The organism is Methanomassiliicoccales archaeon (genome assembly GCA_036504055.1).
Classification (GTDB): Archaea; Thermoplasmatota; Thermoplasmata; order Methanomassiliicoccales; family UBA472; genus DASXVU01.
The window spans coordinates 31,095-49,624 of the sequence record DASXVU010000020.1 but is presented as its reverse complement, the minus strand read 5'-3'; the positions used below and the strand labels follow the sequence as shown (position 1 = coordinate 49,624).

Annotated in this window: 20 protein-coding genes; 16 read left to right on the top strand and 4 right to left on the bottom strand. The window is 54.4% G+C overall.

The annotated features are described in order from the left end of the window. Positions 1–783, top strand: coding sequence for an ECF transporter S component (locus VGK23_04910; GenBank protein HEY3419875.1), 783 nt, complete (start codon positions 1–3; stop codon positions 781–783). Here the strand turns inward: VGK23_04910 and VGK23_04905 are convergent. Both VGK23_04905 and VGK23_04900 read right to left on the bottom strand, forming a co-directional pair. Next, a complete protein-coding gene (locus tag VGK23_04905) occupies positions 764–2,869 on the bottom strand; it encodes a thioredoxin domain-containing protein (GenBank protein HEY3419874.1) in 2,106 nt (701 codons plus the stop codon). The two genes, VGK23_04910 and VGK23_04905, sit on opposite strands and share 20 nt — an antisense overlap. Positions 2,870–3,356: 487 nt before the next feature. Next, positions 3,357–4,976, bottom strand: a complete 1,620-nt coding sequence (locus tag VGK23_04900; protein ID HEY3419873.1) for a glutamate synthase-related protein — start codon at positions 4,974–4,976, stop codon at positions 3,357–3,359. A gap of 324 nt (positions 4,977–5,300) precedes the next feature. Here VGK23_04900 and VGK23_04895 point away from each other — a divergent pair, with 324 nt between their 5' ends. The 12 genes from VGK23_04895 (at position 5,301) to VGK23_04840 (ending at position 14,913) form a co-directional block, all read left to right on the top strand. After that, positions 5,301–6,230, top strand: a complete 930-nt coding sequence (locus VGK23_04895; GenBank protein HEY3419872.1) for an ABC transporter ATP-binding protein — start codon at positions 5,301–5,303, stop codon at positions 6,228–6,230. After that, positions 6,227–6,925 carry a hypothetical protein gene (locus VGK23_04890; protein HEY3419871.1) on the top strand — a complete coding sequence of 233 codons (699 nt, stop codon included), beginning with the start codon at positions 6,227–6,229 and terminating at the stop codon, positions 6,923–6,925. Before VGK23_04895 ends, VGK23_04890 begins: the two co-directional genes overlap by 4 nt. Before the next feature lie 74 nt (positions 6,926–6,999). After that, entirely contained in the window at positions 7,000–7,533 is a 534-nt protein-coding gene (locus tag VGK23_04885) for a hypothetical protein (protein ID HEY3419870.1), read from the top strand. A 6-nt stretch (positions 7,534–7,539) separates the two neighbouring features. Next, a complete protein-coding gene (locus VGK23_04880) occupies positions 7,540–8,661 on the top strand; it encodes an SPFH domain-containing protein (protein ID HEY3419869.1) in 1,122 nt (373 codons plus the stop codon). A gap of 10 nt (positions 8,662–8,671) precedes the next feature. Then, entirely contained in the window at positions 8,672–9,427 is a 756-nt protein-coding gene (locus VGK23_04875; GenBank protein ID HEY3419868.1) for a zinc ribbon domain-containing protein, read from the top strand. Between the two features lie 2 nt (positions 9,428–9,429). Beyond that, the gene (locus VGK23_04870) at positions 9,430–10,440 is read left to right on the top strand and encodes a hypothetical protein (protein ID HEY3419867.1); all 1,011 of its coding nucleotides are present in this window, start codon (positions 9,430–9,432) and stop codon (positions 10,438–10,440) included. After that, entirely contained in the window at positions 10,440–11,027 is a 588-nt protein-coding gene (locus tag VGK23_04865) for a hypothetical protein (protein ID HEY3419866.1), read from the top strand. Before VGK23_04870 ends, VGK23_04865 begins: the two co-directional genes overlap by 1 nt. Positions 11,028–11,107: 80 nt before the next feature. After that, on the top strand, positions 11,108–11,695 hold the full coding sequence (locus VGK23_04860; protein ID HEY3419865.1) for a LemA family protein: 588 nt from the start codon (positions 11,108–11,110) through the stop codon (positions 11,693–11,695). Between the two features lie 11 nt (positions 11,696–11,706). Next, positions 11,707–12,459, top strand: coding sequence for a TPM domain-containing protein (locus VGK23_04855; protein ID HEY3419864.1), 753 nt, complete (start codon positions 11,707–11,709; stop codon positions 12,457–12,459). Between the two features lie 116 nt (positions 12,460–12,575). Further along, positions 12,576–13,313 carry a hypothetical protein gene (locus VGK23_04850; GenBank protein ID HEY3419863.1) on the top strand — a complete coding sequence of 246 codons (738 nt, stop codon included), beginning with the start codon at positions 12,576–12,578 and terminating at the stop codon, positions 13,311–13,313. Between the two features lie 122 nt (positions 13,314–13,435). Continuing rightward, positions 13,436–14,248: a DUF6159 family protein gene (locus VGK23_04845; GenBank protein HEY3419862.1), complete on the top strand. Its 813-nt coding sequence runs from the start codon at positions 13,436–13,438 to the stop codon at positions 14,246–14,248. 11 nt (positions 14,249–14,259) lie between these two features. Next, positions 14,260–14,913: a zinc-ribbon domain-containing protein gene (locus VGK23_04840; GenBank protein ID HEY3419861.1), complete on the top strand. Its 654-nt coding sequence runs from the start codon at positions 14,260–14,262 to the stop codon at positions 14,911–14,913. Between the two features lie 129 nt (positions 14,914–15,042). Here the strand turns inward: VGK23_04840 and VGK23_04835 are convergent, their stop codons facing one another. Further along, entirely contained in the window at positions 15,043–15,306 is a 264-nt protein-coding gene (locus tag VGK23_04835) for a thioredoxin family protein (protein HEY3419860.1), read from the bottom strand. A gap of 257 nt (positions 15,307–15,563) precedes the next feature. On the opposite strand from VGK23_04835, the gene VGK23_04830 reads away from it, so the two are divergent. From VGK23_04830 to VGK23_04820, 3 genes are read left to right on the top strand one after another with little or no spacing between them, the layout of a single operon-like run. Next, positions 15,564–16,808: an MFS transporter gene (locus VGK23_04830; GenBank protein HEY3419859.1), complete on the top strand. Its 1,245-nt coding sequence runs from the start codon at positions 15,564–15,566 to the stop codon at positions 16,806–16,808. Beyond that, on the top strand, positions 16,774–17,349 hold the full coding sequence (locus VGK23_04825; protein HEY3419858.1) for a GyrI-like domain-containing protein: 576 nt from the start codon (positions 16,774–16,776) through the stop codon (positions 17,347–17,349). Before VGK23_04830 ends, VGK23_04825 begins: the two co-directional genes overlap by 35 nt. Before the next feature lie 50 nt (positions 17,350–17,399). After that, positions 17,400–17,675, top strand: a complete 276-nt coding sequence (locus VGK23_04820) for a SemiSWEET transporter (GenBank protein ID HEY3419857.1) — start codon at positions 17,400–17,402, stop codon at positions 17,673–17,675. Between the two features lie 47 nt (positions 17,676–17,722). Here VGK23_04820 and msrA read toward each other — a convergent pair whose 3' ends face one another. After that, positions 17,723–18,205 carry a peptide-methionine (S)-S-oxide reductase MsrA gene (gene msrA / locus VGK23_04815; protein ID HEY3419856.1) on the bottom strand — a complete coding sequence of 161 codons (483 nt, stop codon included), beginning with the start codon at positions 18,203–18,205 and terminating at the stop codon, positions 17,723–17,725. Positions 18,206–18,530: the final 325 nt, after the last annotated feature.

Genomic DNA, 18,530 nt, shown 5'->3' with positions numbered 1-18,530 from the left:
ATGGAGACCGATACCATGGATACCGTGAGAGTTAAGACGCATTCGCGGATTACCTACATGTCATTGGTCCCGACCGTGGCGACCATAACCGTAGCGGCGTTCATACTCTATCTCACGTTCGTGGACTCATCGGACCTGAAGACCTATGCGGCATTGCTCACGAACGCCTTCATGCTGCTCCTCCTAATAACGTTCTTTGGCCGCTTCGAGGAAACCGCTGTTAGCTCGAAGGAAGTGGCCTTGATCGGGATACTCGGCGCCATCATCGCGGCATCGCGCATCCCATTCGCAGCCATCCCGAACGTTCAGCCGTGCACCTTCCTGATCATGGCGGTCGGCTTGGTCTTCGGACCGTTGGCCGGGTTCATGGTCGGCGGCACGACGGCGATCATTTCCAACCTGTTCCTCGGGATGGGCCCCTGGGCGATATGGCAGATGGCCGGTTGGGGTTTGGTGGGATTTGTCTCCGGCCTCATCGGAAAAAAGAGCAAGGAGGTGAGCGTTGTCAAGATGGCCATCCTCTGCTTCATGCTCGGCTGGATGTACAACGAACTGCTCGATTTCAGCAGTTGGGTCTGGCTGTATAATCTGGACCCGGAGAAGTTCTTGTTCATATTCGGTGCAGGCCTGCCTTTCGGATTATTGCATTCGGGCGGCAATGTGGTCTTCACTTTTGCTCTGGCAAAGCCGGTCATGCGCGCATTCCGCCGGTTCCAGTCACGGTTCCAGGTGACCTACGTCGATAGGCCGCCGGCATCGGTGGTCACACCTGATGAGGCTTGACCGCCGCTCTCAACGCATCCATGAGCTCGTCAAGATCCTGAATGGGCTTGAGACAGCTCCCATTCCGGCAAAGGTAGGCAGTGGCCTTTCCGCCAATCGGAGTCTTATCATTCAGGCTGGAGAGGTTCTTGCACTCGGGCATCTTTCCTTCCCGCATTGGATTCAGCATCATGACTGTATACGGATGGAAGATCGAGTTGGTAGCCCCGACCATCGCACTTGTGCGTTCGTCCATAGGGTCGCCGGCGATGACCAACTCCTCGGCCGGTCTCAGCAGCATCCTCAGACCCATCATGAAGAACGACAGCGCGTCCGGTACCTTGGAAAGGTAAAAGTCATAGTATTTGGCGGAGGCCATCGCCGCCTCCTTCATCCTCCGGTCATCGATCATCGTCGACAGCATAGCCAGGTCATAGACCATCACCGAATTCGCCGAAGGCATGGCCCCATCCGAGATCTCCTTGCTCAGGATGACCAGATCGTCCTTGGCCATGGAGTTGTAGAATCCTCCGCTATCGTCACCGAACAGATCGATGGTCCTCCTGGTATATTCGACCGCTCTGTTCAAATATCGATACTCGAAGGTGGCCTGATAAAGCTCCAGGAGCCCCCAGATGTAATAGGCATGGTCAGAGAGCATGCCGTTCACCCTGGCCTCACCGTCCCGATACATGTGGTATAGGCCGCCCTCCGGCGACGCCAAGAATCCTTCTATCGAATCCACCGCCCTCTTTGCCGCCTGCAGGTAACGCTCCTCATCGAATGCTCTACCCGCTTTAGCCAAGGCGGCGATCATGAGCCCGTTCCAATCCGTAAGGACCTTGTCATCGCGGGCTGGACGGATACGCATCTCACGGACCCTTCTCAAACGTTCCATGCATGAGCTTAGATAATCATCCAATTGCGCCGGGCTCATCTCGAACTTGGAGGCCAGGGTGGCGAGGTCTGCCACTAGGTGCAGGAGGTTTCGATCGCTGTCCCCTTCCCTGCCAGAACCGATGGTCCCCTCGGGGTGGACGTCAAAGCATGCCATGAAGACCTCGGGATTCAGGTCCTTGAGCACCTCCTCGATCTCGATGCTGGTCCATGTGTAGAACTTGCCCTCCACGCCCTCGCTGTCCGCATCCTCGGAAGCGCAGAACGCCCCTCTGTCCGAGACCAGGTCCCTCAGAACATACTCGACTATACCTTCCGCCACCTTCCTGAAATCATCCTTGCCGGTGGCCAGGTACGCCTCAGTATAGGCCATGCAGATCAGGGCCTGGTCATAAAGCATCTTTTCGAAGTGAGGCAATATCCATTGTCCGTCGGTGGAATACCGATGGAATCCTCCTCCTATGTGGTCATGGATCCCTCCGAGCATCATATTGGTGAGGGTCCAATCGGCCATCTTCAAAGCGTCATCTTTGCCGGTGTCATTCCAGTACCGAAGGAGGAACATGACCTTGTGGGGGATGGGGAACTTTGGTGACTTCTCGAATCCGCCGAACTTCTCCTCATAGGTCTTCTTCAGACCTTGAAATGCGTCGTCCAGATATCTTAAGCTCGGTTCGCCCGGCCTGACGATCTGCATCGCCGCTATGTCCCTCATTATGGTAGAGGTGATCGATCGGATCTCTCCCTGTTCTTCTTTCCAGGCGGTCGAGATGGCGTTGAGCACGGTGATGATGTCCGACATGCCGAATTGGCCGTTCCGAGGGATATAGGTGGCGGCGAAGAAAGGTATCTTCTCCGGCGTCATCACGATGGTCAACGGCCAACCTCCCCCTCCGGTCATGGCCTGACATGCCTTCATGTATAGCTCATCGATGTCCGGACGCTCTTCCCTATCCACCTTGATGGACACGTAACCTTCGTTCAATGCCTTGGCCACATCCTCATCTTCGAACGACTCCCTCTCCATGACATGACACCAGTGACAGGCGGAATAACCGATGGAGAGGAAGACCGGTTTTCCGGTTCGCTTCGCTTCGGTGAAAGCTGCCTCTCCCCAGGGATACCAATCAACCGGGTTATGTGAATGCATGATCAGATAGGGACTCTTCTCGTGCACAAGATGGTTGGAGAATTTCGGCTTGGGCTCCATGAACGACCACTGAAGGAAGATTCATGCCATGATTAAAATAACCTATGTACTCTGGATGAATTCCAAATTGGGAGCGTCCATATTATTTCTAAAAAGGTAGAGGTCATTCATTGACCCCATACCTTGGTTTTGAAACCGTTTGGAGTTCGTTGGGCCGGTGGCTCACCGCTCCTATGCGATCCTCTCCTCCTAAGAAAGTCCGCTATTTCGTTCCCCTAATTTATTCCAGCTCATTTTCCATGAGCCGGTTGAAAAAGTCAATGCGTTAGTCGATATTAATGCTTTTCCAGTTTTTGACCCCAATTGGATGTTTCGATCGCATTAAACAGGACACAAATTTGTACATCTGGCTCTAAAAGGGTTGGATGGATAAACCATCCCGCTAATAAATTGTCCATTATCTATTTTTTCTCATAGGGATATCCTACGAGAACGTCCTCATTCAAGAAAAAAAAGGAAGGCCGGTCCCTCCGGCCTTCATATTGGTTCACTCGTCCCAGTATTCCAAGATACCAGGCATGACCCTTGACGACATCTGGTCGAAGGTCTCTATGCCAGTGACCTGCGAGGCGTACGGGGTCAAGGAGGCAATATCGGAGCGGTCCAGGTTCTCCAGGTTGAACTTCCTGGATCCGGCCATGAGCTGCTTCAGTCCGACGCCGAGCCTGTCGACCAGGTAGGTGTGGAGACCAACCGCCCCCCATGGGAGGTTCTTACCCAGCTTGAGGCTCTTGTCCTTGGCCATCTCCTTCGCCATGATGAAGAAGTTCGCTGGGTCCGAGGTGTACATGTCGGTGAAGCTCTTGGGAAGGCTCTTGGACTCGGCCATCTTGGCGAAGTACGTGGACTTCATTGCAGCCAGGATCGGGGCCCGGGCCATCGCGATCGCCTTGATCGATGGGCCGCCGCCGATGTTGCTCATCGCCATTGCCTTGTACATCTGTCCCTCATTGACGAACCCACCGGCCATGACCATGTCGGGCAGGAACTTACCCTTCTTCTTCAGGATCTGGGCGCATGCCAAGACTTGGGCCTCCAGGTGAACGGTCGGTGTGGACATCTCGTTCATCATCGGTACCGGGGACATGCCGGTGCCGCCTCCAGCTCCATCAAAGGTGAGCATGTCGATCTTGGCCTCCGAGGCGGCCTTCATCGTAAAGGCGACGACCTCCGGTCTATAGGCGCCAGTCTTCAGGAACACGTACTTGGCTCCCTTGTCCCTCAGGGACTCGACGTCCTCGACGAACGACTTCAGTCCGGGGAAACCGACCCGGCTGTGCCTCTCAAAGGACTTGAAGGCTCCGGCCTTGAACGCCTCCTTCACCATCTTGTCCTCTGGGTCCGGGAGCACCAGATATCCGCGCTTCTTGAGCTCGAGCGCCCTTTCGATGGAGTCTAGCCTGACCTCTCCTCCGATGGCCTTGGCACCCTGTCCCCACTTCCTTTCGATTATGTTGACCTCGAGCTTGGAAAGGACGTAATCATCAACGCCGCCCCTTTGGTCCTCAACGTTCGTCTGCACGGCGATATCTCCGTACTTTTCGTCCCAGAGCTCGCGATAGGCAGACACACGGTATGCCATGTCCGGGGATTTCACGACCTTGCCCTTGGTGTAGGTCGATTCGGAGTCCATCCCGCAGACGTTCTCTCCCACTGTCTCGATGATGCCGGAGAGCGCTGCTCCCTTGGCCAGGCTGTCCCAGTTCCTCTTGGCGACCGCTGTCGAACCGAGTCCAGCGATGACGAACGGGACCTTTAGGTTGATCGGTTTCTTCGAACGGGTCGCGACCTGCGTCTCGATCTTGACGTTCTCGAAGAAAGCCTTGTCCGGGTTAGCCTCAATTCCATAGGCACCGATGAGCTCTGCCAGGATCTGGAAATCAGAATAGTCCAGACCGAAGTCCTTGTTTGAAGCGGCGGTGCTGGTGCCGAAATGCTCCGGCATAGGGTAAAGAACCTCCCTGCCACGGAAGGCCGACTTACCGACCTCGCAAAGCACACCACATTCCTCTATACAAATCGGGCACATTCCACTGACCGGACTGACGTCGCTTACCCTCGTCTTGGTGCCGGTCGTCGATCTAGCGTTCTCGATCACTTGCTGCATTGATGTCCACCCATGCTACGCCTTAACTAGGTTCTGAATCGCATCGGAATATTTCAAACTTGTTTCCAGTGGTGAAAATGGACAAATAAATAATTCTTATAGGCCATTATTATTCTTATAGTGTTCAAACTTCTGTTGCAATAGACATTTGTGGAAATATATTGAATAATGCTGGAAGAATGAGGGACATGATATCCCTCTCTAAATGATACCCTATCATCCTTATCTTTAGACGTTTATCGAGGAAAGCGTCATGATTATCCTTATCGTTAGACATTTATCGAGGAAAGAAATCACCAAGATGTTTGACAGGGGGGCGGTAATTTGAGCATCATCGAGGTCAGGGACCTTTCCAAATCGTTCGAGGACCGGTGGGTTTTGAGCAACGTGAGTTTCAGGGTCGAAGAGGGCGACATCTTCGGTTACCTCGGTCCCAACGGAGCGGGAAAGACCACGACCATGAGGATCATGCTTGGGCTTCTCAAGCCCACCCACGGTGAGGCCCTGATCAAAGGAAAGGACATGGGTACCGACGGCGATCTGAGAAAACGCGTCGGAGTGCTTCTGGAGAAGAACGGTGTCTATGACCGCCTGACCGCCCATGATAATCTGCAGTATTTTGCCCGTTTGTACGGCTTGGACGACATCGAGAACAAGATAAAGCAGGAACTGGACCTGGTGGGGCTGACCGAACAGCGGGACCAGAAGGCAGGCAAGTTCTCCAAGGGGATGAAGCAGCGTCTCGGCCTGGCCAGAGCAATGATCCATGACCCTGAGATCATGTTCCTGGATGAGCCGTCCTCAGGACTGGACCCGGAGGCCCAGAAGTTGATGAGGGACATAATCCAAGAGATGTCCAAGAAGAGGAGGATCACGGTCTTCCTGAACTCTCACAACCTGGATGAGGTGCAGAGGGTATGCAACCGTATCGCCATCCTTCAGCACGGCACGATCCGAGCCTACGACACGGTAGAGAACATGCGATCCACGTACAGCAGGCCGATGATGGAGTTCAACTTCAATGACGAATCCACTGCCGAAAGGGCGCAGACGGTCCTGGTCGCGCTGGTAGGGGAGGGAGGCGTCACCCGAAGGAACCTAGCCATTGAGGTGGCGACAGACTCGGTGGCGGCAGAGGACCTGATCGAGGGATTGGTGAAGGGCGGCATCCGTCTGTCCGAAGCGAGAAGGATGAAGAGGTCGCTGGAAGAAGTGTACATCGACATCATGAAGCAGGCGGGGGCGGGACCGTGAACTGGAACCAGGTGAAAATAGTTGCTCTCAAGGAGATGCATGAGATAACGTCCTCCCGAGGGACGGTGATATCCACGATATTCTTCGCTCTTTGGTTCGGCCTATTGAACGGTCAATCCACGATCGGTCTGACGTCAGAATCACTGACCAGGCAGCTGTTCTACCTGGCCCCGATGCTGGGGGCCTTGATGGGTTACCTGCTGACCGGGACCGTGTTCTCCAACGAGAAGAAAGATGGAGTCATCGAGACGCTGCTGTGCACGCCCCTGGACCTCCGCTCCATATGGATGGGAAAGCTGATCGGCGTCTCGGTCGTGGCATATCTCGCCTCGCTCATTTCGATAACGTTCGTCATATCGTTGGCCAGCATGTCGGCGGGCGTCCTCCTGGTCCCATCAGCGATCATCCTGGTTCATATCGTGGTCACGGTCCCCCTGTTCACGGCAGCGGTGGTCGGCCTGATAGGATACGCGCAACTGCTTCTGGGCATGAAGGAGAACACGGTGATCGGGATATTCACGTTCCTGGGACTGTTCATCGGTATCACGGTTGTAGGACAGCTGGTGGGCGGTTCTGGCTCTATCACCGTCCTGATGCTGCTGGTCATGTTCCTGGTGGCGGCAGGGATGCTGACCTTCACCTTCTACCTGGCAAGGTTCCTGAGCAAGGAGAAGGTGATCACCACCATACCCTGATTATCCAGGTCCCGTCGGGGGACGACATTTTAATAGTCTAGCTAACGCTATAACCCCGATTGAGGAGGTTCACCATGCCAGACATCAGGCAGAAGGTTGAGGAGGACCGGGGATTGATCAAGAAGATCCAGCTCATGGTCCCGGGGTATCGCGGATACAGGCTTAGGGACGATCTTAGGGACTCGGACAAGATGCTGAGGCTGGAGCTCGGAAAACGCCTCGCGCTCCAGCGCAAGGAGCTTGAGGAGTTCCGGCAGACAATGGTCACGAACAACCCCCTGTCAAAGAACCTTCAGCCGATCGGCGGCATCATCAACCAGTACAAGAAGGTCGAGGGCCTGTTGGCGCACGGTGAATCCGGATATTCAGGCATCTCGGCCGACATACGCATCAATGTACCGGAGCTGAACATGCTCTACGAGTACGACGCGGGAATGGTCGATACCATCAATTTCGTCGAGCAATCCATCGGGTCACTGCGTACCGCCATCGACGACAATGACGATGGCAGGACCGCGGAACAGTTGAAGAACGTAAAGATGCGCATCACCGGCTTCGAGGAGAAGTTCGACAAGCGCATCTCCATCATCATGGGTATAGGAGTGTGATTCTGAATGAGCTTAATAGGCGCTGACACTTTCAAGTGGGAGGACCAGGACAAGCGTCTGAACATCATGTTCCGCATGAACCGGAACATCAAGTACGGCGACAACGTGGTCGTCCGAGAGGACGAGATCGCCGCATTCTACCGGGACGGGAAGGTCCTGGCGTACATGGACCGGCCGGACAGGTATGCGCTCACCGACCTGAACGCCCCCATCGTGGGCAAGCTGGTCAAAGCATTGTCCGGTGCACAGCAGCAGGCTGAACTGATCTATCTGCAGAAACGCGCCTTTGACGGCAAGTTCGGTTCGAAACAACCGTTCCAGTTCCGTGACAAGGAGTTCGGGATGGTCAACCTCAGGGTCTTCGGCGAGTTCAGGTACAAGGTCTCCAACCCGGAGAATTTCGTGAACCAGTTCGTGGGCACGCTCAACTTTGCCACCAGCGCCGAGATCGAGGAGCGCATCAAGGAGCAGATGGTGCTGCTGATCTATGCCGCCCTCGGCGACATGAAGAACCAGGGAATGGGGGTGGCGGACCTGGCCAGCAACCTGCCCAACATCGAGCAGGTGGTCCTGTCCAAGACCAACGACCACTTCGCCCTTTATGGAGTAGGCATCGACAAGATCTCCGGGCTATATGTCTCACTGCCGGACGAGGTGCAGAAAGCGGTGGACACACGCGCCTCGATGCAGATCACCGGCACGAACTATGCCCAGTATCAGAGCGGCCAGGCCATGCGGGAGGCGGCATCGAACCCCTCCGGCGGGGCGGCCGCAGCCGGCGTGGGCGTGGGGGCAGGCATCGGCATGGGCTACACCATGGTGGATGCCATGAGGAGCGCGCAGCAGCAGCCGGCAGCCGGGACGCAGCCGCCCGCACCTCAGCAGGTCCTGCTCTGCCCGAAGTGCGGCGCAGCGAACGACGTGGGAGCCAAGTTCTGCAACTCATGCGGCACCAAGCTGATCGTCGAGACGATCCCTTGCCCCAAGTGCGGCGCCAAGGTGAGCCCCGATGCCAAGTTCTGCCCCGAGTGCGGCAACCCGATGAAGGCCACCAAGAAGTGCCCCAAGTGCGGCACGGAGTCCCCTGGTTCGGCAAAGTTCTGCCCCGAGTGCGGAACGACCTTCTGAGGGGCGCCCAATGGCCAGCATCAAATGTCCCAAGTGTGCGGCACCGGTGGAGTTCGACTCCAAGGATAAGTTCGTCCAGTGCACCTACTGCGGATCGTTGATCTACCTCGACCGGAGCGGGGCCGGGTTCTATTACGCGGTCCCGTTCATGATCGACCAGAACAACGCCATCGGCACTTTCAGGCGCTGGGCCAGCGGCCCGACCAAGGCCAAGGACCTGGACAAGTTCGCTCAGGTGGTGGGGGCGAAGAAGGAATACTTCCCGGTCTACCTTTTCAAGCGTGACGTCAATGGCATAGAGGAGGTCCAGGTGGAGCCGGCAGGTTCCACGACGTTGCCCGGACTGCATAGCCTCAAGGTCCCGGCCGGGGACATGAAGGTGTTCGACAACAAGTTCGACACCGGAGGGGCAGAGCTGATCAAACCCGACATCGAGATGTCCACGTACCTCAGCAACCTGCCTGGCAAACCGAAAGAACAGGCTTTGGTCTATTTCCCCATCTGGACCATTGACTACGTGTTCGATCAGAAGCGTTACAAGGTGGTGGTCAGCGCGACCTCGGGAGAGGTTTTCGCCTCAGAGTTCCCCACGCGAAGTTCGGCCTCATATCTGCTGGTGGCCATCGTCGGTTTCGTGGTCTTCATTGCGGAGGGGCTGCTGGCGGCGGTGAACAGCATGAAGTATCTGGGCATCGCCGTCCTTTTGATGGCGGTCACGGTCCTGGCCGTGTTCGGGATCGCTTATTACGTGGCAAAGAGGATGTGACAATGGGCATCGAAGTCGGTCTGAACTGTCCCGCATGCAGCGGGGCCATTAAGGTGGTCGAAGGCGAGACCACGGTCAATTGCCAGTATTGCGGGTCGATGCTTTTCGTCGAGGGTGACGCGGGGGTGACCACGATATCCTTCAAGAACATGATCACCCGGGAGACCGCCGTCATTTCCTCCGCCAGCTGGTGGAAGAAAGGATTCAAGGCACGGGATCTCAAGAGGGTCGGCCAGGTCACCGAATGCTATCCGATATATATCCCGTTCTGGAGCACAACCACCAGGGTCGCTGGATGGATATGCGGATATGAGGAGAGGACACACAGCGACGGCAAGCGTACCTACACTGAACGCATCCCGAAGGAGGAGCTCATCCTCCGCGATTACCGGTTTTCCGAGATCGCCTGCGACCCCGGTGACCTGGGAATAAGGAAGATGAGGAACATTGACGGGGAGACGGCGCTCACCGATTTCCAGACGATCCCAACGTTCGAGTCGACGACCAGCAAGGACGATGCCTTCGCCCATGCCAAAGAGAGTGCGATGGCGAATGCCCGGTCCGATGCCCATGTGCCCCACATCACGTTCGAGAACGTGCACGTCTTCCCTGAATCCATGTCCATGGTCTATTATCCGATATGGGTGGTGCGCTACACCTACCGCGATAGGATGTACCTGAACACCGTGGACGGCGTGACCGGTTCGGTGCTTTCCGGAAGGGCCCCAGGCGACCCGCTCTTCCAGAGCCTGGCGGTCACCGCGGGAACTTCCATCGGGGGGTTGCTGGGGGCGACCGGCATCATTGTGGCCAGCTCGTCGGGGGAGGTGGCGATAGGTTGTTTCGTGGTGGGGCTAATAATCATGGTCGGGACCTATCTTTTCTTCCGGGGAGGTTCAGAGATAACCGAGGGGGATTTCTCAGACCGCGGGTTCAAACTGGGAGACCTCAAGAACGTGGCCTCCCAATTGACCCAGGGCCGCGTCGGGGGCAACAACTGGGGTGACATCTGATGCAGGTGATCCAGGTCAAGTGTCCCAAATGCGGGAATCCGATCTATTCGAAGCAGAAGGACACAGTGTTCTATTGCACCACCTGTGGCACGATGCACATCAGGAACGGAGGAGTCCAGGTCTTGGATGTCGAGATCGGGGATTTCAACAAGAACGCTCCCCAGGACCGGGTCTACGTGCCGTTCTGGCGCATGTACTCCACCGTCGTCATCAACAACGTCCGTTCAGAAGGAGGCGGATTCCAAAAGCTGACCAGCTGGTTCAGGGAGGGCGACAATTCCGGGAATCTCTTCATATGGGTGCCGGCGTCGGAGATGGAGATAGAACGGTTCAAGAACATGGCGATGGATTTCACTCTTAACCCCCCGCCTTACAACACCCGGATGGATTTCGGTACGGTGCCCCGGCTGCCAACGGTAATGAGGCAAGAGGAGGCGAAGGAGATGGCGGATTTCGTGGTGGTCACGATCGAGGCGGAGAAGCCCGGCGTCCTTCAGTATCTTGACTACACCCTTACGGTCCACGATGCCAAACTGATCTACCTGCCCTTCGTCAGCACACAGCAGGGGCTGGTACCGGCCTTCTGACCGAAACCCTAAACACTTCATTTCTCCGGAGCATAATTTAGCAGGTAAGATTCATAATAACCGAAAGTCTACTCCGTGTCATGGCAGATGGGTCTGGCATCAACAAAAAGATCATTTACAAGATCATCGCGGTCGGACTTGTCGTCATCATCTTGTTGTGGACGGTCCTGGCATACAACGGACTGGTCGGGAAGGACCAGAACGTTAACGCGAAACTGTCGGAGATCAAGAACAGTTACACGAAAAAGATCAGCGTTCTGCCGGCCATGCTAAATCAAACCAGTGTCTACATGAACTACGAGTCCAGTCTCCTCACTAACATCACTGCTCTAAGATCACAATGGATGAACGAATCCAAAGGCGGAGCTTCTGCGGCTGAACTTTCTAACACTAGCGAACAGCTCGATTCCCAGTTGAACAAGATCGTTCTGACCTGGGAGAACTACCCTGACCTGAAGGCCGATGCACTGGTCAGTAAGTACATGGGCGAAATCGTCAACCAGGAAGAGCAGCTGTCTTATTCCAGGACGAACTACAACACGGCCGTGAGGGATTACAACACCGCCATCGGGTCCTTCCCTAACAACCTGCTCGCAGGGACGTTCGGCTTCGGCGACAAGTCCTATTGGGGCACCGGGATCAACGATGGTACCGCGATTAACCTCTGAACGGGTCTGGGATGAACCGCTCCACCAAGATCGCCGCCATTGTCGTGATCATGGTAATGGCGATCATCTTCGCCGTCGGTGCGTTCATCATCCTACAGCCAGCTAATGCTGACGATACGAGCTGGGTCCCCAAGCTGGACTACTATGTCACTGACGATACATACGTGCTCGATGAAGCGGACTACAACGATCTGGACCAGTTCTGCCACGCCGTAGAACAGAACAACACCTGCCAGCTGGCTGTCCTGATCGTGAACGGCACTGACTACAATAGGGTTCACGTAGGGGTCAACGATCTGGCCATCAAGGTGTTTGAGAAGAACGGCATCGGTCAGAAAGGAAAGGACAACGGCGTCCTTTTCGTTCTATCCACGGCGGACAAGAGCTGGCGGGTCGTCACCGGCAAAGGGGTGGAGGGCATATTGAGCGGCGCTAAACTGACCGAACTTCAGGACTCCTATCTGATCCCATACCTCGATGCTCCCGGCAACTATTCCACTGGCATCACTCTCTTTGTCTGTTCGATCGGGCTGGAGCTGACCAATAACTATGTTGACCCAGGCCCCTCTCCGAGTCCATATCCGATCGACTTCATCCCTCTGAACGGGACGGAACTGGTGATCACCGTTGTGGTCTTCCTCGCGCTGATGGTCGTCACCCGGGGAAGGGCTTTCCTTTGGATCGGCTTGCTTTTCGGAAGGGGCGGACGGGGCGGATTCGGGGGCGGCAGCACCGGAGGCGGGGGTTCGAAGGGACGTTTCTAATCGCAATTCCAGGAAAATCGTTCATTGCAAAAAGCCCTTTCGGGACTTCCGCCCGATATGGTAATTAACCAGGTGCTCCTGTACATCCCTCGGTAACCTCACATGGCGGTCCAGCAATGAAATACTGGCAGACTCGTTTGGGTGTAGGCCTGCTGGTCCTGTCCGCCCTCACATACCTGGCGTATTATCTCATCTTCGACAACCTATACACCATGCTGATGTATGCGACCGGAGATCTGGCCTTCGTTTTCATCAATGTGCTGCTGGTCACCCTGATCATCCAATCGCTGTTGGACCGGAGGGAAAAGGACGCCATGATCGGAAAGATGAGCACGGTCATAGGAGCTTTCTTCAGTGAGCTGGGGATGCCGCTCATCCATCTGGTCACTGACAACGGCAGAAGGTTGCCAACCTTCGGTCGAGACCTTCACGTCGGTTCCGATTGGACCGACAAGGATTACGACCGCGCAGTCCATAGGCTAGCTGAGGAGAAGATCGACCTTATGCTGGACGCACATTCCTTGGCCGAAATCAAGCCCTTGCTGATGGAGAAGCGAACCTTCCTTCTGGGAATGATGGAGAACCCCAATCTCTTGGAACACGAGCGGTTCACCGAACTGTTGCTGGCCTTGTTCCATGTGCAGGAGGAGTTGATGAACCGGAAGGACGTCTCCGCTTCCCCTCCGTCTGATATCTCCCATTTGAACAATGACGTCAACCGGGCATTCTCCCTGATGGTGAGGGAATGGCTGATGCATACCCGCCACCTGCAAAAGAACTATCCCTACCTTTTTTCCCTGATGGTCAGGACCAACCCGTTCGACCCCGACGCGGACACTGTGGTCAGGGGTTGAGCCCAGCGCCCCATCTGTCGCCTCGATACGCCTTTGTGCAGGGCGGCATATTCCATCCAATGGAGTTGACCTAGTAACCATTAAGGAAAGCTACGGTCATTTCGCTCGAATAGGGTATCAAAATGGGAAGGCTCTCAAGAGGTTGGCAGCTCACGAAACTCAGCTTCAGCGTGATCGGTAAGGACAAGGAGATATTGCTCTTTCCCGTCATATCGGGCATAGCCCTCATATTGATGGCCGCATCGTTCTTCGGCGTTTATTTCATTGCCTTCGGGCTGGAGAATCTCGACACATATCTGTTGGCCGCATTCTTCATCGCCTTTTATTTCGTTTCCGCTTTCATCGTCGTGTTCTTCAATGTGGCACTTGTGTCTTGCGCCATGATGCGCCTGAACGGAGGGGATCCGACCTTTTCCTACGGGATAAAGATGGCCTCCTCACGCCTGAAGTACATCCTGGAATGGGCCTTATTGTCGGCCACGGTTGGCCTGGTGCTGCAGATGATCAGCTCCAAGTCTGGAACGATCGGCAGGATCATCGTCGGAATGATCGGTTTCGCCTGGTCGGTGGCAACTTACTTCGTGGTGCCGATAATCGCCTTCGAGCAGGTGGGCCCCATCAAAGCGATCAAGCGCAGCGCCTCCGTGCTGAAGAGCTCATGGGGAGAGGCGCTCATATCGAACCTTGGGATCGGTCTTATATTCTTCCTCCTGGCACTGGTCGGTTTCGTTCCACTGATCATCGGTATTGTAATCGGCGGTGTGTTCGCCATTGTCACAGGGATAATAATCGCCGTCCTATACTGGCTATGTTTGGCGGTGCTGGCAACGGCCGTCAGTGGCGTCCTGCTCACTGCCCTCTACCGTTATGGAACCACAGGGAAGCTGTCGGAATACTATTCCGAGCAGGTCCTGCAAAATCCGTGGAGACTATAGAGAGACGAACAATGGGGGTATCCCCTCCATTTCTCCATTCAAATAATTGCATACTATGGCCGACAATTAATTATCCGACCCTGGGCAATTGCCTTTCCGTGACATCGAACACGTGCCATTCCTGCGGAAGGGAAATGGCCAAGGATATGATGTTCTGCCCCTACTGCGGTTCAAAGGTCCAGGCCGATGAATCTACCGTTGGATATGCCGGAAATGAGAGGGTCGAAGGTGTGATACCCCTGGCCGTGGCAAAGGATGGACCGGACGAGGGAAAACTTTTCACACTGGTCATCACAAAAATGCGATTATTGTTCGCCAAGGTCACGGACGAGGATTCCGGAAGGATTCAAAGAGCATCCGGGTCCCTGCTCATGGGTGGAGCAATTCTCGATCCAGAACGGCACCGAAAGACAATGGGCGCATATTCCATAAGGTACCTTATGATGGACCCGGAAACTATTCTGGCGGAATCCACGGCCAACGAACGACTGAAGTTGACCGATGTAAAATCGGTCAAGATTTCCTCTGAGGAAGATACGGAAGGAAACCAGTCGTACCTATTGACCATCGAAACGGATCTCGGGTCAAGGAGGTTTCAGATCCCGACCGATAAGGATTCGAGAGACCTTCTTATCTCTACGTTCGGTTCAAAGGTCCATTGGTGAGTGCCCCAATCGAATATGAACCGTCCAAATCGGATCTGGAAAAATCCAGGTCAACGCCGGTTCCAATAGTTCAGTTTGAAAAGAAGTAGGGATGTTCTTCTGTAATCCGGGAGTCCAGGTATGGGAAGGTCAAGCATAGGTGGCGTCCATCATCTCGTCCTTGATTATGCCTTTCATTTCCGTCACTGTCGGTACCCGTCCTTCAAGGATCAGCTTGTTATTGATGAACAGGGCAGGGACTCTGGAAACCCCTCTTTCCTTGGTGAGGATGGCATCATGAACGTTCTTTATGTCGGCATCGATCTCCATTTCCTGCACTGCAGTTCTGACCACAACGTCCAGCATCTTGCATTTTGCGCAGGTGGATGTGAAAACCTCGATCTTTAACGCCATAATTTTTTCCCTTCTAAGACCAAAGCGCAATCGCCGGTATTTTAACATGACCGAGTCAGCGCGTATGCATATAATGTTAGCATTATTATAATAATTAGGATAGTGTCACGTAGCAATGCTCCACAATAATCCTCTCGGCGAGGGAATCGATCCAACCTAAGGATGAAGTATCACCTCCCTTTTACCTCCGATAGGATACGATTGGAATCAAAATCATCATCTGGTAGTGAATCGGTTTGTCCAGCGAAAATAAACCCATGAAGAGGGGCGTGTTCTTCGGAGTGCCATATAAGGTCAGGTGGATCATCTATCTTAGCTGCTTCTCCGCAGTGGCCAACGGCTATCTGACCATGGTCATATCGGCATACCTTCCCGAGATTGGCATCAGTTCCTCGGATATCGGCCTGCTGCTGGGAGTGAATGGCGTTGGTATGATCATCACGGCCATACCGTTCGGCATACTGGCGGACCGGATAGGAAGGAAGAGGATCCTGGTGGTCAGCCTTTCGTTGATCCCGCTGACGCTTCTGATATACGCGTTCACCACCGATTTCACATTCCTCTTGATCGGAGCGATCACGGCGGGCGCGGCCGAAGGGGCGTTCCTTTCAGCTTGGAACGCCATGATAGCTGACCTGACCACCGTTGGCAACCGCACCAAGGCCTTCTCCATGTCCTTCATCATCAACGGTGGGTTCACGAGCCTAGGCTTCACCCTGCCGTTCCTTATTCCCTTCCTCATTCCGGTGACTGGATGGAGCTCGTTTTCTCTGCATTCAGCGTTCTTCGTGTTCTTGGCAGCCCTGGCAGCGATATCGCCGATAATGCTCCATCGTCTTCTGAAGGATATGAAAGAGAACCTGCGGAAGCGGATACCCGGGGAAAAGAAGCTGGCCCGGATCAAAGGTCCGTACATGCGCCGGATGCTAAAGTTCTCGATATTCAATAGTCTTATCGGGCTAGGAGCCGGCCTGGTCATTCCGCTCGTGCCGACCTGGCTATACTTGAAGTATGGCGTTCCCGACTCACTGACCGGACCATTGCTGGCCGTGTGCAGCATATCGATCGGATTGGCATCGTTGTTCAGCGGGAGGATCGCGGAAAAGTATGGTCCGGTGAAGGCCATCGCATTCACTCAGGGTACCTCGACGATATTCATGCTGGCGATACCTTTCATGCCTGGAGCTGCGCCAGCTGCTGTCGTTTATTTCATCAGGGCCGCATTGATGAACATGGCCGGTCCGATCCTGGATTCCTATCTGATGGGCATCATCACACCGGAGGAAAGGGGGCTGGCCAGTGCAATCAATTCGATCATTTGGAGGATCCCGAACAGCGTGAGCACAGTGATCGGGGGATTGATGTTCGCTGCCGGCATGTTCGAGCTGCCTTTCATCATCGCCGCCATATTGTACATCGTGGCCATTTCGGCCTTCTTCATCAATTTCCGGAACGTGAGACCATTGGATGAACAAGGCGAAGTGCAGCGCGCTCCGCTGTAGCGAACAGCACTTTCACTGCGGCCCCGGAAAGATAATTAACTCCCGTTCAACGTATTTTCTTGGGGATGAAATGACAAAGCCGAAGCTCGAGGAAAGGAAGGAAACGGATCTGGCATATATCGAGTACACGGGTCGATACGATAGCGTGCCCTGGGACGAGTTCATGCCAAGGCTATATGGCTGGGCAAAGGAGCAAAGGGTGATGTCCGGGTTGCACCCGATGGGAATATACTTCGACAATCCCGAGAGAGTACCACCAGAGAATTGCCGAAGCGAGATTGGAATCACCTTCAAGGGGCCGGGCAAGGAGGCGGGGGGTATAAAGGTAAGGCATATGCCCGTCCAGAAGGTCGCGTCGTTATCATTCAAGGGGCCCGGGAGCGAGTATAGAATGGCCTATCAGGAATTGGAGAGATGGATCGATGACCAGGGCCTCAGGGGCTCTGGCCCCTGCTTAGAGATATTCTCCAAGAAGCCGGAGATGATAGACGGGGTGATGATCCTCTATTCAAAGATACTCATGCCTGTCGAATCGAAATGATGAAAAGCGTATCGAAAGCGTGATATTCGCCACCGGTGTTGGCTCGTTCGATGGAAACGTGGACAATGCTCGGCCTCATGGCAGGAATGCTTACTACGGTCGGGTTCGTTCCTCAGATCGTCAAAGGCTACCGTACCAAGCACATGAACGACGTGTCCTTGACGATGCCCATCCTGCTGAGCCTGGGCATGACCCTCTGGTTCTTCTACGGCATGATCCTGGCGGATATCCCCATCATGCTGTGGAACCTGATCGCTCTGGCGCTTAACATCACCGTCATCTATCTGATCCTTAGCTTCCGGCGGAACCAGGGCACTATGGCATAGAGCAGTGGAATTTCCGCAAATATCCCATTATCAGGAAAAACGAGACCTCACATCTTGCAAGTTCGCATGCCATGCTTTTCGAAATATCTTTGGTGGTACTCCTCCCCTCTCCAGAATGTCATTGCCGGTACAATTTCCGTGACTATGGGCTTATCATATTTCCCGGATTTTCCCAGTTTTTCTTTCGATGCTTCGGCCGCGTTCTTTTGGTCTTCGTCGAAATAGAATATTATCGAGCGATATTGGCTACCTTTGTCCGGGCCCTGTCTGTTGAGTTGAGTGGGATCTATCATCTCCCAGAACGCATCCAGCAACTGCTCGTATGCGACCACGTTCGGGTCATAGGTGACCTCTACGGTCTCGGCGTGGCCTGTCTTGCCATCGTGGGTGTCCTCGTACCTCGGATTAGGGAAGTTACCTCCCTCATAGCCCACGGCGGTATCCACTACGCCCCTGATCTGACGAAAATCTGCCTCAACATGCCAGAAACAACCGCCTGCGAAAGCTGCTTTGCGAAGATTGTTATCCATTGGTCAACCCAACCTACCTTGGAGTGACCGGTCCATATATTTTCTGGTGCGATCCAACAAACCCTGCATTATTTAGAGCGCATTCAGGCTATGAGCTGAGGAGTCAATTGTCTCTGATAATCGAAAGCTCGTTGAACGGGACAATTGTTATTGCTGAACAAATCGGGTGAAAGACATATCTCGTTTTTGGACAGTAACAACGATTCTCGCAAAGAAGGAGTTCAGATTTTTGTCCAATCACACTACGATATCGGTCAATTGATGGCTCCGATCGAACGAAACAATGCTTCAACCATAGCCTCTCAAGAGATAATTTATTACAACG